This window comes from Nocardia sp. NPDC059228 (assembly GCF_042754245.1).
Taxonomy (GTDB): domain Bacteria; phylum Actinomycetota; class Actinomycetes; order Mycobacteriales; family Mycobacteriaceae; genus Nocardia.
In genome coordinates, this window is sequence record NZ_JBHZAL010000001.1 from 114286 (window position 1) to 127382 (window position 13097).

14 protein-coding genes are annotated in these 13097 nt (G+C 69.8%); 13 read left to right on the plus strand and 1 reads right to left on the minus strand.

Annotated features, from left to right (window positions below; genetic code table 11):
* Window positions 1-7 precede the first annotated feature (7 nt).
* The 5 genes from ACFXKA_RS00560 (at window position 8) to ACFXKA_RS00580 (ending at window position 3951) form a co-directional block, all read left to right on the plus strand.
* Window positions 8-973, plus strand: a complete 966-nt coding sequence (locus ACFXKA_RS00560) for a bifunctional MaoC family dehydratase N-terminal/OB-fold nucleic acid binding domain-containing protein (RefSeq protein ID WP_379425175.1) — start codon at window positions 8-10, stop codon at window positions 971-973.
* Window positions 970-1383, plus strand: coding sequence for a MaoC family dehydratase (locus tag ACFXKA_RS00565; RefSeq protein WP_379425177.1), 414 nt, complete (start codon window positions 970-972; stop codon window positions 1381-1383). Before ACFXKA_RS00560 ends, ACFXKA_RS00565 begins: the two co-directional genes overlap by 4 nt.
* Window positions 1380-2555 (plus strand): lipid-transfer protein, encoded by a 1176-nt coding sequence (locus tag ACFXKA_RS00570; RefSeq protein ID WP_354831330.1) that lies wholly within the window; start codon window positions 1380-1382, stop codon window positions 2553-2555. The genes ACFXKA_RS00565 and ACFXKA_RS00570 overlap by 4 nt, the downstream gene beginning before the upstream one ends.
* Before the next feature lie 42 nt (window positions 2556-2597).
* A complete protein-coding gene (locus ACFXKA_RS00575) occupies window positions 2598-3509 on the plus strand; it encodes a helix-turn-helix transcriptional regulator (protein ID WP_379425179.1) in 912 nt (303 codons plus the stop codon).
* A gap of 124 nt (window positions 3510-3633) precedes the next feature.
* Window positions 3634-3951 (plus strand): hypothetical protein, encoded by a 318-nt coding sequence (locus tag ACFXKA_RS00580; protein ID WP_379425180.1) that lies wholly within the window; start codon window positions 3634-3636, stop codon window positions 3949-3951.
* Here ACFXKA_RS00580 and ACFXKA_RS00585 read toward each other — a convergent pair.
* Entirely contained in the window at window positions 3944-4561 is a 618-nt protein-coding gene (locus ACFXKA_RS00585) for a TetR/AcrR family transcriptional regulator (RefSeq protein WP_379425182.1), read from the minus strand. The two genes, ACFXKA_RS00580 and ACFXKA_RS00585, sit on opposite strands and share 8 nt — an antisense overlap.
* 78 nt (window positions 4562-4639) lie before the next feature.
* Between ACFXKA_RS00585 and zapE the strand changes: the two genes are divergently transcribed.
* From zapE to ACFXKA_RS00625, 8 genes are all read left to right on the plus strand, one after another.
* Window positions 4640-5611, plus strand: a complete 972-nt coding sequence (gene zapE, locus ACFXKA_RS00590; protein WP_379425183.1) for a cell division protein ZapE — start codon at window positions 4640-4642, stop codon at window positions 5609-5611.
* A gap of 221 nt (window positions 5612-5832) precedes the next feature.
* Window positions 5833-6999 (plus strand): glycosyltransferase family 4 protein, encoded by a 1167-nt coding sequence (locus tag ACFXKA_RS00595; RefSeq protein WP_379425862.1) that lies wholly within the window; start codon window positions 5833-5835, stop codon window positions 6997-6999.
* On the plus strand, window positions 6999-8465 hold the full coding sequence (locus tag ACFXKA_RS00600; protein ID WP_379425184.1) for a UDP-glucose dehydrogenase family protein: 1467 nt from the start codon (window positions 6999-7001) through the stop codon (window positions 8463-8465). Before ACFXKA_RS00595 ends, ACFXKA_RS00600 begins: the two co-directional genes overlap by 1 nt.
* A gap of 413 nt (window positions 8466-8878) precedes the next feature.
* Window positions 8879-9820: a DUF4129 domain-containing protein gene (locus ACFXKA_RS00605; protein ID WP_379425186.1), complete on the plus strand. Its 942-nt coding sequence runs from the start codon at window positions 8879-8881 to the stop codon at window positions 9818-9820.
* A 49-nt stretch (window positions 9821-9869) separates the two neighbouring features.
* Window positions 9870-10373: a hypothetical protein gene (locus ACFXKA_RS00610; RefSeq protein WP_379425188.1), complete on the plus strand. Its 504-nt coding sequence runs from the start codon at window positions 9870-9872 to the stop codon at window positions 10371-10373.
* A 20-nt stretch (window positions 10374-10393) separates the two neighbouring features.
* On the plus strand, window positions 10394-11356 hold the full coding sequence (locus tag ACFXKA_RS00615; RefSeq protein ID WP_354831310.1) for a MoxR family ATPase: 963 nt from the start codon (window positions 10394-10396) through the stop codon (window positions 11354-11356).
* A 7-nt stretch (window positions 11357-11363) separates the two neighbouring features.
* Window positions 11364-12638: a DUF58 domain-containing protein gene (locus ACFXKA_RS00620; protein ID WP_379425189.1), complete on the plus strand. Its 1275-nt coding sequence runs from the start codon at window positions 11364-11366 to the stop codon at window positions 12636-12638.
* Complete coding sequence (locus tag ACFXKA_RS00625) at window positions 12635-13090, plus strand: hypothetical protein (RefSeq protein WP_379425191.1); 456 nt, start codon at window positions 12635-12637, stop codon at window positions 13088-13090. Before ACFXKA_RS00620 ends, ACFXKA_RS00625 begins: the two co-directional genes overlap by 4 nt.
* Window positions 13091-13097: the final 7 nt, after the last annotated feature.

The window sequence follows — 13097 nt, forward strand, 5'->3', positions numbered from 1 at the left end:
AGAGAGCGTGACGAAGAGTTTCACGGCCGACGAGATCCGCGAGGGCCTGGAGAAGATCAAGGCGGACGGTGAGTCCGCGGCGCGCGCGGGGCGCGATCCGATCAACCAGCCCATGATCAACAACTGGGTCGAGGCCCTCGGCGACGCCAACCCGATCTACGTGGACGAGGCCGCCGCCAAGGCGGCCGGGCATCCCGGCATCGTGGCCCCGCCCGCCATGGCGCAGGTGTGGACCATGCTGGGACTGGGCGGCGTCCGCGCCGACGACGACCCGATGACCCGCACCAACGACCTGTTCGACGCGGCCGGCTTCACCTCGGTGGTCGCCACCAACTGCGAGCAGGTCTACCACCGCTACCTGCGGCTCGGCGAGCAGGTGACGGTGCGGTCCAGCATCGGCGACATCGTGGGCCCCAAGCGGACCGGGCTCGGTGAGGGCTGGTTCACCACCTACCTCACCAACTGGTACGTGGGTGACGAGCTGGTCACCGAGATGAAGTTCCGGATGCTGAAGTTCGCGCCCGGCACCGGAAAGACGGCCGCTCCCGAGGAATCCGGCGAGGTGTCCGCGGAAGATCTGGCCAAGCGCGTGCGGCCGACCGTGTCCAAGGACACCGAGTTCTTCTGGGACGGAATCAAACTCGGGGAGCTGCGGATCCAGCAGCGGCCCGACGGCTCGCTGCAGCACCCGCCGGTTCCGGCGCTGTGGAAGGACCACTCGGAGCAGACCGACTATGTGGTCGCCTCCGGTCGCGGCACCGTCTTCAGCTTCGTGGTGCACCACGCGCCCAAGGTGCCGGGACGGCAGCTGCCGTACGTGATCGCCCTGGTCGAGCTGGAGGAGGGCGTGCGCATGCTCGGCGAGCTGCGCGGCATCGAGCCGGGCGAGGTCGAGGTCGGCCTGCCGGTCGAGGTGGGCTTCCTGAAGCTCGACGACGACAACACCGTGCCGTACTGGGAGGCCGTGAAATGACCACCGTCGAGCTCTCGGCCGTGCAGGTCGGAACCGTGTTGCCGGAGTTGGTGATTCACGCCGACACCACGTTCATCGTCTCGACGGCGCTGGCCACCCGGGACTTCCAGGACGTGCACCACGACCGCGACAAGGCGGTCGAGCGCGGGTCCAAGGACATCTTCGTCAACATCCTCACCGACACCGGCCTGGTGCAGCGCTTCGTGACGGACTGGGCGGGGCCGCGCGCCATCGTCAGGTCGATCGCGCTACGGCTGGGTGTGCCGCTGTACGCGGGTGACACCCTCACCCTGAGCGGCACCGTGGCGGCCGTGGACGGCGCGGACATCACCATCGACGTGGTCGGCAAGGACTCGCTCGGCGACCACATCACGGCGAAAGCCGTCATCTCCCTGCAGGAGGCACAGTGAGCGGGCTGAGCCGTAGCGCCGCCATCGTCGGCATCGGCGCGACCGACTTCTCCAAGGACTCCGGCCGCAGCGAACTGCGCCTGGCCGCCGAGGCCGTCACCGCCGCCCTGGCCGACGCGGGACTCACGCCCGCCGATGTGGACGGTCTGACGACCTTCACCATGGACACCAATACCCAGGCCGCCGTGGCGCGCGCCGCCGGTATCCCGTCGCTGAAGTTCTTCAGCAACATCCCCTTCGGCGGTGGCGCGGCGGCCGCGACCGTGCAGCAGGCGGCCATGGCGGTCGCGACCGGTGTCGCGGATGTCGTGGTGGCCTACCGGGCTTTCAATGAGCGCTCCGGAAACCGCTTCGGGCAGTTCGCGACTCATCTCGCGACCGGCAACCCGAGTTCCTCCGGCGTGGACAACGCGTTCTCCTACACCCACGGCCTGGGCACGCCGGCCGCGCAGGTGGCCATGGTGGCGCGCCGCTACATGCACGTATACGGCGCGCGCAGTGAGGATTTCGGCCGGGTGGCCGTCGCCGATCGCAAGCACGCGGCCGTGAATCCGGCGGCGCACTTCTACGGCAAGCCCATCACCCTGGAGGAGCACCAGGCCTCGCGCTGGATCGCGGAGCCGCTGCACCTGCTGGACTGCTGCCAGGAGACCGACGGCGGCGTGGCCATCGTGGTCACCAGTGCCGAGCGGGCCAGGGATCTGCCCAACAAGCCCGCGCTGATCGCCGGTGCCGCACAGGGTTCCGGTGCGGATCAGTACGTCATGACCAGCTACTACCGCGACGCCATGACCGGGCTGCCGGAAATGGGCCTGGTCGGCGACCAGCTGTGGGCGCAGAGCGGGCTGCGGCCGGAGGACATGCAGGCCGGCATCCTCTACGACCACTTCACCCCCTTCGTTCTCATGCAGCTGGAGGAGCTCGGCTTCTGCGGCCGCGGCGAGGCCAGGGACTTCATCGCCGACGGCGCCATCGAGATCGGCGGCCGCCTGCCGCTGAACACCCACGGCGGCCAGCTCGGCGAGGCTTACATCCACGGTATGAACGGCATCGCCGAGGGCGTCCGCCAGATCCGCGGCACCTCCGTGAATCAGGTCCAGGGCCTGGAGAACATCGTGGTCACCGCCGGTACCGGCGTACCGACCTCGGGTCTGGTGCTCACCGCCAATTGAGCGAGTCGCGAAGGCCCAATTGAGCGAGTCGCGAAGGCCCGGATGATCGTCGAGATCGTCCGGGCCTTTCACATGGAACCGCTTGGTATCCATAGAATCGGCCTGGTGTCCGACAAGTCTGAAATGGGCGAGTTTCTTCGGTCGCGCCGGGCGCGATTGCGGCCCGAGGACATCGGCTTGCCGGTGTGGGGGCGGCGGCGGGTGCCCGGGTTGCGGCGCGAGGAGGTCGCGCATCTGGCCGGGGTGAGTGTCGAGTACTACGTGCGGCTGGAACAGGGGCGGGCCGAGGCGGTTTCGGAGGGGATCGTCGACGCCATCGCCACCGCGCTGCTGCTGAGCGAGGACGAGCGACGGCACCTGCGCAATCTGGCACGCCCACCGCGTTCGCTCTCCCGGGCGGGCGAACCGCTGCGCCCCGGGCTGCAGCAATTGCTCGATTCCATGACCCGCGCACCCGCGTATATCGTCGGGCATCGGACCGACATCCTGGGGTGGAACGCCGCCGCGGTGGCGGTATTCGGCATCGATTTCGCGGAACTGCCCGAATCCGAACGCACGTGGATGCATCTGGTCTTCTTCGACCCGCACATCCGGGCCATCATGGCCGATGTGGCGCTGGTCGCGGGCCACATCGCCGCGGATATGCGGCTGCAGGCCGGCCATCGGCCCGACGACCCGGAACTGCGGGCCATGTTGCGCCACATGAACGAACGCAGTCCCGAGTTCCGGGAGTACTGGGACACGCACGAGGTCAGCGACTTTCAGTACGGCCGCTACGTCGTTCACCACCCCCTCGTCGGCGACCTGTACCTGGATTACGAACTGCTCGAGATTCCGGCCGATCCTGGGGTACGGGCCCTCATCGCTTACACCCCGGCGCCGGGCACCGATACCGCGCGGGCACTGGACTCATTGCTGAACGAGAGCACCTCCGAGGCCAAACGGTGCGGCTGATCCGCGAGCCGAGCGCGCGGAAACAGGACAGACCGACCGTATTCGCGCCCGCGTAAGGTTCGGTGGTTGTTACCGGTGGCGGCGTAGATTGGGGCGCAATTCATCTGTGGGGAAAGGGATCGCGATGACCTTGCGAGAACGGCTGAACGAGCTGCCGGCGATGGGGAGCACGCCGGTGTACGGGGAACCGTACGAGACCTCCGATGGGACCACGATCATTACGGTCGCGGCCGTGAGTGGCTGGCGCGGGTCGAGGCCGGTCGGCATATTCGTCATCCGCAACGGTGAGGTCAAGTGGGAGGCGGCCGAGGACGACTCCCGGATCGCGACCCTCGGTGTCCTCACCGGCCTGATCGCCGCGACCCTCGGCACCTTGGCCCTGGTCAAGCAGCCGCCGTGGCCGAATATGCGCATCTGGGATATCCGCTACCGCGCTAGCTGATGGCCCTGAACTGGGCGGACAATACGGCGGCCAGCTGATTCACGCTTTTCGCGGTGCCCGGCGCGAGACCGGTGCGAGCGCCGGCGAAGCGGTCGAAGACCAGGCCCTCGAGGACGGCGATGAAATCGGCTGCGGCAGTGGCCGGGTCGGATGCGCCGAGGGTTTCGAACAGGGTGGTGGCATGCCGGTGCGAGAAGAGCGAGCTCGCGAGTTTGTCGTGCATGTCGGCATCGCCGAGCAGTTCGATGATGAGGGCGTGCCGGGCGATCAGATGGTTGCGGCGTTGCGCGAGTAGGCGATCCAGCCAACCCGCGATGCCTGCCGCGAGCCGGTCCAGGGCGCTGTGCGCGAGGGTTCCGGGTACTCCCGTCGGCACCGCCAGGTCCGCTTGCCCGGCCGCGAAGTCGGTGCGGGAGCGGGTGGTGATGCGGTCCACGATGCCCTCCAGCAGGGCTCGTTTGGTGCGGAAGTAGTAGGACGTCGATCCTGCGGGGAGTTCCAGCGCGGTGTCCAGGGCGCGGTGGGTGAGCGCCCGGAGTCCTTGGGTGGCAATGAGATCGATGGCGCTGTCCACGATGAGGGTGCGCCGGTCGGGTGTGGAGGTGGTCACCTTTGCTCCTCTGCGGCTCCGTGATCCTCTACAACTATAGAGGAAGCTCTACGGAAGTAGAGGATGCAGGGAGGTGTCATGGAAGCGCCGGAGATCGTGCTCGATGCCGATCAACGTCAGGCCGCCGAGCAACTGGCCGCGATTGCCGCGCGGGTGGGCCGGAGGTGGCGGCGGCCGCGCGGGCTGTACCTGTACGGCGGTCCGGGGCGCGGCAAGACCATGCTCATGAACCGTTTCTTCGCATCCGTGCCATCGAATCGCAAGCGGCGCTACCACTTTCACGCATTCTTCGCGCAGTTGAATGCCGGAATCCACGAGTACGGGAATATCGACGCCTCGGTGGACGCGCTGCTCGGCGACGCGGATCTGATCTGCTTCGACGAATTCCATGTGCACGACTCGGGCGATGCCCGGCTCGTGACACGACTGCTGGACACGCTGTTCGCCCGGCGCATCACCCTCGTGGTGACTTCGAACTATCCGCCGCAGGACCTGCTGCCCAACCCCCTCATGCACGGCATGTTCGTGCCGACCATCGAGCGGATCCTCGAGCACCTGGACGTGGTGGCGGTGGACGGGCCGCAGGACTACCGCATGCTCGGGGGCCGGCGCACCGGCTTCGCCGCCGGGCACTACGTGGTCGGGGCTTGCCCGGCGATCGGCGCGGTCGATCTGCCCGTCGCGCATCGGCGGCTGCACGCCCGCGCGCTGGAAAACGGGGAGCTCACCGTCGATTTCGCGGAGCTGTGCGGTATCCCGGTGTCGGCGGCCGATTTCCTGGAGCTCACCCGTGAGGTCCGCCGCTGGGTGGTGTGCGCGGTGCCGCCCATGGGCACGGTCCCGCCGGACTGGGTGATGCGCTTCGTGAATCTGGTCGACGTGCTCTACGACGCCGACCTGGAACTGTCGATCTTCGCCGACGTGCCGCTGGCGGAGCTGGGCGGTGCCGGCAATGGGGTGAGGGTGGCGATCGAGCGCGTCCCCGATCTCTACCGCACCCTGAGCCGGCTCGCGGAGCTGCGCGAACCGGCAAACCTCGAGTCTCGATAGCCGTTCGGCGAAGCTCCGGTGAACTGGCCGACTTGATCGACGTGCACGGTTCACGTGCCGTCAACGCGGAGGGGGTCTGGCGTTGCGGGCCGCTTCCTACCGTGGCGTCAGGAGCAGCACCGAACCGGAGGGGAACGATGCGAATCCGCGAGCAGGCAAGGGATTCCGCGCCGCGGAACCCGAGCATACCGAGTAGTCCCCATATCCGGAAAAGCGCCCGCCTGCGGGTGCTGGTCGTCGCCGAGTCCTTTCTTCCCCAGGTCAACGGCGTCACCAACTCCGTGCGCCGGGTGCTGGATCACCTGGCCGCCAAGGGTCATGAGGCCACGCTGGTGGCCCCGACCGGCCCCGGCAAGTACGCCGGGTTCCGCGTGCACGTGGTGCGCGGGGCCCGGCTGCCCTTCTACCGGGATTTCCGGATCGGGCTGGAGACCCGCCGCCGGCTGCGCAAGATCATGCGCGAATTCCGGCCCGATGTCGTGCATATCGCCTCGCCGGCGACGCTCGGCTATCAGGCGGCCAAGGTCGCGAACGAGCTCGGGATTCCGACCGTCGCCATCTATCAGACCGATCTGGTGGGTTTCGCGCTGCGCTACGACCTGCCCGGCGGCGTCCGCGCCATGACCGCGCTGACCCGGCGCATCCACCTGCGGGTGGACCGCACCCTCGCGCCCTCCACCGCCAGCCTGCGCCAGCTGGAGCTGATGGGCATTCCGGGACTGGGCCGCTGGCCGCGCGGGGTCGACCTGCAGCAGTTCGGCCCGTTCCGGCGGTCGGCGGAACTGCGAAAGCGCCTGGCCCCCAATGGCGAAGCGCTGGTCGGCTATATCGGGCGCCTCGCGCCGGAGAAGGAGCTCGAGCTGCTCGCCGCACTGCGGCCGCTGCCGGGCGTCCGGCTGGTCGTGGTGGGCGGCGGCCCCGAGGAGAAGCGGCTTCGGAAGCTGTTGCCGGACGCGGAGTTCCTCGGCGTGCTGCACGGTGAGGAACTCGCGGCGGCCTACGCGTCGCTGGATGTGTTCGTGCACACCGGCCGCCACGAAACCTATTGCCAGGCAGCGCAGGAGGCGCTGGCCTCCGGTGTGCCGGTGGTCGCGCCCAAGTCGGGCGGCCCGATCGACGTGGTCACGCCCGGCGCGGGTTTCCTCTATCCACCCGGCGACGCCGAGGCGATGACCGAACTGGTGCGCCGCCTGGTCGAGGACCCGCGACTGCGCGAGCAGACCGCGCAGACCGCGGTGCGCAGTGTGCGCGACCGGTCCTGGACGGCCGTCAACGATCTGCTCATCCGTCACTACCGCGAGGTGATCGCGGAACGCCTGCAGGCGGATTCGACTCTGCGGTCCGATTCCACGCGGGGCGAGTTCCCGGCCACCAAGGAGGCATCCTGATGCTCCGCATCTCCGTTATCGGCACCGGATACCTGGGCGCCACCCATGCCGCGGGCATGGCCGAACTCGGCTTCGACGTGCTCGGGGTGGACAACAACCCGGCCAAGGCCGCGGCGCTGTCCGCCGGGCGCGTGCCCTTCCACGAACCCGGGCTGCCGGAACTGCTGGCCGGGCACGTGGCGGGCAGGCGGCTGCGTTTCGGCACCTCGCTGGTCGAGGCCGCCGAGTTCGCCGACGTCCACTTCCTCTGTGTCGGAACGCCGCCCGGGGTGAACGGGGCCGCCGACCTGTCGCAGCTCTACGGCGCGCTGGACGGGCTGGTGCCGCACCTGACCCGCAATTGCCTGATCGTCGGCAAGTCCACCGTGCCGGTGGGCACCGCCGAGGCGCTCACCGCCCGCATCGCCGAACTTGCGCCGGAAGGGATTTCGGTCGATCTGGCGTGGAACCCGGAGTTCCTGCGCGAGGGGCACGCGGTCTACGACACGCTGCACCCGAACCGGTTGGTCTTCGGTGTCACCACGCCGGACGCGGAATGGGCGCTGCGGCAGGTGTACGCCACGCCCATCGCCGCGGGCTCGCCGGTGGTGATCACCAACCTGCCGACCGCCGAGCTGATCAAGGTCTCCGCGAATGCCTTTCTGGCGACCAAGATCTCGTTCATCAATGCCATGGCCGAGCTGTGCGACCTCACCGGCGCGGACGTGACCCTGCTGGCCGATGCGCTGGGCCATGACGACCGGATCGGCCGCAAGTTCCTGGGCGCGGGCCTCGGCTACGGCGGCGGCTGCCTGCCGAAGGACGTACGCGCCCTGATCGCCCGCGCCACCGAACTCGGTGCGGGGGAGTCGGTCGACTTCCTGCGCGACATCGACGCGGTCAACCTGCGCCGCCGCGAGCGCGTGGTGCGGGAGACCTTGGAGCTGCTGGGCGGTCACCGCTCGCGCGGCCGGGTCGGTGTGCTGGGTGCGGCGTTCAAGCCGCTCTCCGACGACGTCCGCGATTCACCCGCCCTCGATGTCGCGCAGCAGCTGCACGCGGCGGGGGTCGAGGTGACCGTATTCGACCCCGCCGCAACGGGTCCGGCGCGCGCCGTCGCCCCGGAGCTGGTGTTCGCCGCCACCCCGGCGGCCGCCCTGCACGAGGCGGATGTGGTCCTGCACCTGACCGAGTGGCGTGAATTCGGGGAACTGGATCCGGGCTTCCTGCGCACGGTCGCCCGCGGCCGGGTCATCATCGACGCCCGCAATACCCTCGACCCCGAGCCCTGGCTGGCGGCGGGCTGGGACTTCCGCGCCCTCGGCCGCCTGGTCGAGCCGCGCACCGTGGCCGGCCGGGTCGGCGCGCCCGCCGGCGCCGCCTATCCGGCACCGGCTGTGCGGGAGCCGGTCGCCGAACCGGCCCGCGCTCTGGCTCAGCCCTCGCCGCTGACCCGCTTGCGCGCCCGCGTCCGCCGCACCGCCTGATCGCTACGGTCGCAGACCCTCGACCCCGTGCCCGGCGACGCGGCCTCCCCGCGTCGCCGGGCTGCTGCGCCGCCGGGGGGCTGCCTGGTGTCCTCCCGGCCTCGAATGTGCCGAAGAAGTGCCGAGCGGCCCGCCTGCCTCGCGGGACCGGCCGGCCTCTGGCAGTGCCGCGCGATCTTGATCCGCGCGCCGGGTTGCCCGGATCGTGCACGGATGGTGATAAGTGGGGTTGCGGCGGCAGGCTCGGCCTCGACCCGGATGACCTGGGTTTTCGGGTCTGGCGCGGGATGCCGCGCAGGTGGGGGATTTATGCGCGGCGGGTATGTGATTCCAGCTTCACGATTTTGGTCCTGACGGACCGCTCGGCATGTAACTATGTGCCTGATTCCGCTGGACTCTGGTTAGGAGTATTCGTGACTGGGGTGGGGACGGTGGCAGCACGCGCGATCGCATTGATCGGGCTCGTGATGCTGGCTGTCGTCGCACTGCGCGGGTACATTCCGGGAACCGGAGGACCCGCGGCGCCACATCCGTCGTCGGCGGTGTCACTGGCCTTGATGCCGGTGCTGCTGCTGGTCTCGATGGTGATTCTGGTGGCGGGTGTGATCAACAGCCAGCATCGCCTCCCGCTCGCCATGCCCGAACCCGACCGCGAGTCCGCGGTGCGCGTGCCGGGCCTGCGGCGGCTCGGGCTCCTGCTGCTGGTCGGGATCGCGGCCATCGCGCTGATCGTGACCGCGGTGCTGTCGGTGTACCTGGTGACGCCGGCGCGGCAGACCCAGGTGGGGACCCCGCCGAGCGTGTCCGCCACCGGGACCGCCCCGCAGCCACAGGAGACCGCGGCACCGCCGGAGGAGGCGGTCCCCGAGCCCACCCTCACCGGCACCGCGCTGCTGCTGGTCGGCATCACCGCCGGCGTGCTGGTGCTGATCGCCATGACCGGCCTGGTCGTGGTGGCGGTGGGCTCCAACCGCCGGCCCTCGCTGGAGCGCACGCCCCTGCCACCGCCCACGGCCACCGAGGCGGTCTCACTGGCCAAGGTCGCCGAGATGGGCCTGGCGGCCATGATCGCGCCGGGCCAGGACCCGCGCACCGCCATCATCGCCTGCTACGTCGCCATGGAACGCGGTCTGGCGCAGGCGCGGGAGGTCGCCCCGCTGGCCTCCGACACCCCGTCCGAGGTGCTGGCGCGAGCCTTCGACCGCGGCTTCCTGCGCGACGCGTCGGCGCGGGAGCTGGTGGCCCTGTTCGAGGAGGCGCGGTTCAGCCCGCACTCCATGCTGGAGTGGCAGCGGATGCGCGCCGAGCAGCTGCTCCGCATCGTGCTGGCCGATCTACAGGGGCAGGCGGCATGAAAGACGTTGTGGCAGTGCGGATCCCGACGGATCGAACGGCGGTCCGGCCATGAATCGGAGCGCGATCGTGGTGGCCGCGGTGGCGCTGGCCCTGCTGTTCGAGCTGCTCGCTCTCGGCGATCAGCGCGAGCATCTGGTCGCTCTCACCGCCGTTCCGGTGGCCGCGGCGCTGGGACTGCTGCTGTGGTCGCTGGTGGAGCGCTCGCGCCGGCTCGCCCCGCCCGAACCGGACGACAACGACATCGACAACGGCCCCGTCGAGATGCTGCGCCGCTGGCAGGCGCGCGCTCAGATGCTGGCCGACCGCTCCGAGGGCTCGCGCGCCGACTGGGATCGGCACCTGCGGCCGCTGCTGGCCAAGGAATTCGAACTGACCAGCGGGCATCGGATGGCCAAGAACCGGCGTGCGCTGGAAGTGGCGGGACAGCTGCAGTTCGGGCCCGAGCTGTGGCGCTGGGTGGACCCGGCGAACTCGGCACCGCGCGATCAGGTCAATCGGGCTCCCGGCCGGGAGGCCCTGGACGAAATCCTGCGCCGACTGCAGAACATGTGAGATGAGATGCGAGACATGCGATGACATCACCGATGGACGTGACCATCAAGCGCACCGACGCGGTGCTGCGTGAAGTATCCCGGGTCGTGGTCGGCAAACGGGACGAACTGCAGCTGATCATGGTCGCGGTGCTGTCCGGGGGCCACATCCTGATCGAGGACCTGCCCGGACTGGGCAAGACTCTCATCGCGCGCTCCTTCGCGACCGCGCTCGGGCTGAACTTCACCCGCGTGCAGTTCACCCCGGATCTGTTGCCCGCCGACCTCATCGGGTCGACGATCTACGACATGCATTCGGGCCGTTTCAGTTTCCGGCGCGGCCCGGTCTTCACCAATATGCTGCTGGCCGACGAGGTCAACCGCACCCCGCCCAAGACCCAGGCCGCCCTGCTGGAGGCCATGGCCGAGGGGCAGGTCTCCATCGACGGCGAAACCTTCCCGTTGCCACAGCCTTTCGTCGTCTTCGCCACCGACAATCCGATCGAGTACGAGGGCACCTACCCGCTGCCCGAGGCCCAGCTCGACCGCTTCGCCATGCAGCTGCGGCTGGGCTACCTGTCGGAGACCGACGAGATGAACATGATCCGCCGCCGCCTGGAACGCGGCTCGCAACCCGCCCAGATCGGGCAGGTGGTGGATGCCGACGGCCTGCTGGAGATGCGGCAGTCGGTGGAATTCGTGACGGTGCACCCGGATGTGGTGGGCTACGTCGTCTCCCTCGCCTCGGCCACCCGCGGGCATCCGCAGGTGGAGGTCGGCGCGAGCCCCCGCGCCGAGCTCGACCTGGTGCAGATGGCCCGCGCCCGGGCCCTGCTGCACGGCCGCGACTACGTGGTCCCCGAGGACGTGAAGGCGCTCGCCGTGCCGGCCATGGCCCATCGCATCACGTTGCGGCCCGAGATGTGGGTCCGCCGCATCCGCGGCGAGGACGTGATCTCCGAACTGCTGCGCCGCCTGCCGGTCCCACGCGCCACCCAGGCCTGAGGCGCGTATGAAGCATCGCGACACGAGTACGGCGGTCGAGGCCGAATTGCGCTGGCGGCCCGCACCGTTGGTGTTCATGCTCGCCGCGGTGTCCGTGCCCGCCCTGGTGCTGGCGCTGGTACTGGGCAAGTGGCAGCTGGTGGTGTTCGCCGCGCCCATGCTCGGGGTGCTGGCCACCGCGCCGCTGCAGCAGTCCCGCACCTTCATCCAGGTGGACGGGGCGGGGGTGCTGCGCTGCTTCGAGACCGAAGAGGTGGTGCTGACCGCCGCGGCGTTCGTGGAACGCGGGCACGCACTGCTGCGGCTGCATCCGGAACCCTTGCAGAGCATGGAGATCCACGTCGAGGAGACGGTGGACTCCGGCCCCGCGCCCGCCGGGCTGCGGCTGGCGCTGTCGGCCCCGCGCTGGGGCCGATATCCGGTGCCGATGCGGGTGACCGCGCTGAGCCCGGCCGGGCTGGCGGTGGCCTCGGTGCGATTGCGCGCCGGGGAGGTGTACGTCTATCCCATCACCGATCCGCAGCGGATGCGCCTGCCGCGCACCGAACTTCCCGAACGGATGGGCACCCATCTCACCCGGCGGGCCGGGCCGGGCGTGGAGTACGCGGATATCCGCGCGTACACGCCGGGGGATCAGCTGCGCACCGTGAACTGGCCGGTGAGTGCGCGGCGCGGGCAGCTGTTCGTGACCGAGCGCTTCACCAACCGGGCCGCGGATGTGGTTGTGCTGGTGGACACGTCGATGCAGGCGCCCGGGCCCGCGTCGGACTCGCTGGAGCTGTCGGTGCGCGGCGCCGCGCAGGTGGCCCAGTCCACGTTGCAGGCGGGCGACCGCACGGCCGTCGTGTGCCTGGGCCGCACCCCACGCTGGCTGCGACCGGATATCGGCCGCCGCCAGTTCTATCGCATCGTGGACGCCGTGCTGGATGTCGGCGACGAGCACATCCTCACCGAGGGCACGCTGGCGCCGCACGCCGCGGTGCCCATCGGGGCGGTCATCGTCGCCTTCTCCACGCTGCTCGACACCCAATTCGCCTTGGCCCTCATCGATCTGCGCAAGCGCGGCCACGTCGTGGTGGTGGTCGACGTGCTGCGCGGAACGCCGTTCGGCGACGGCCTGGACTCCACCCTCGCGCGCATGTGGCAGCTGGAACGCACCTCCATGTACCGCGATATGGGCACCGTCGGCGTCGACATCGTGCCCTGGCCCGAGGACACCCGCCTCGATCAGGTCATGCGCCTGCTGCCCGAACACCGCCGCACCGTGAGGGTTCGCCGATGACCAAGTTCCTCGCCGTGCTGTCCGGGCTGCTGCTGGCGGGCGCGGTGGCCATCGTGCTGCCGTGGGCCGCGATACCGGTGATCATCCTGGCGGTGGCCGGCTGGCGCTGGCGGGTGTGCGCGGTGCTGGCCGTGCTCGCGGCCATGGCGGCGCTGGCCTGGGTCGGGACCGGGGCGCTGGTGGCGGGCGGCATCGGGCTGGTCGCGACCACCTACCTGCTGAACACGGCGACCGTGTCGGCTCCGGTGGGCGTGGTGCCGACGACGATTCCGTCGGTGGCGGGCGCACTGGTGTTCACGGTGGCGGCGGGGGCCGCGACCGTGCTGCCCACCGGACTCACCTGGGTGCCGATCCTGGCGCCGTTCACCGTGATCGCGTTGTACGCCTTGCTGGTTCGCGGACTGACGGACGACCGGACCGTCGGCCGAGCCGAGAACACGCCCGGCGGCTGAGCCGAAA

Excerpts from the sequence above, each read along its gene's own strand:
- ACFXKA_RS00565 (WP_379425177.1), top strand. The coding sequence starts at position 970 with ATGACCACCGTCGAGCTCTCGGCCGTGCAGGTCGGAACCGTGTTGCCG.
- ACFXKA_RS00575 (WP_379425179.1), top strand. The coding sequence starts at position 2,598 with ATGATCGTCGAGATCGTCCGGGCCTTTCACATGGAACCGCTTGGTATC.
- ACFXKA_RS00580 (WP_379425180.1), top strand. The coding sequence starts at position 3,634 with ATGACCTTGCGAGAACGGCTGAACGAGCTGCCGGCGATGGGGAGCACG.
- zapE (WP_379425183.1), top strand. The coding sequence starts at position 4,640 with ATGGAAGCGCCGGAGATCGTGCTCGATGCCGATCAACGTCAGGCCGCC.
- ACFXKA_RS00600 (WP_379425184.1), top strand. The coding sequence starts at position 6,999 with ATGCTCCGCATCTCCGTTATCGGCACCGGATACCTGGGCGCCACCCAT.
- ACFXKA_RS00610 (WP_379425188.1), top strand. The coding sequence starts at position 9,870 with ATGAATCGGAGCGCGATCGTGGTGGCCGCGGTGGCGCTGGCCCTGCTG.
- ACFXKA_RS00615 (WP_354831310.1), top strand. The coding sequence starts at position 10,394 with ATGACATCACCGATGGACGTGACCATCAAGCGCACCGACGCGGTGCTG.
- ACFXKA_RS00620 (WP_379425189.1), top strand. The coding sequence starts at position 11,364 with ATGAAGCATCGCGACACGAGTACGGCGGTCGAGGCCGAATTGCGCTGG.
- ACFXKA_RS00625 (WP_379425191.1), top strand. The coding sequence starts at position 12,635 with ATGACCAAGTTCCTCGCCGTGCTGTCCGGGCTGCTGCTGGCGGGCGCG.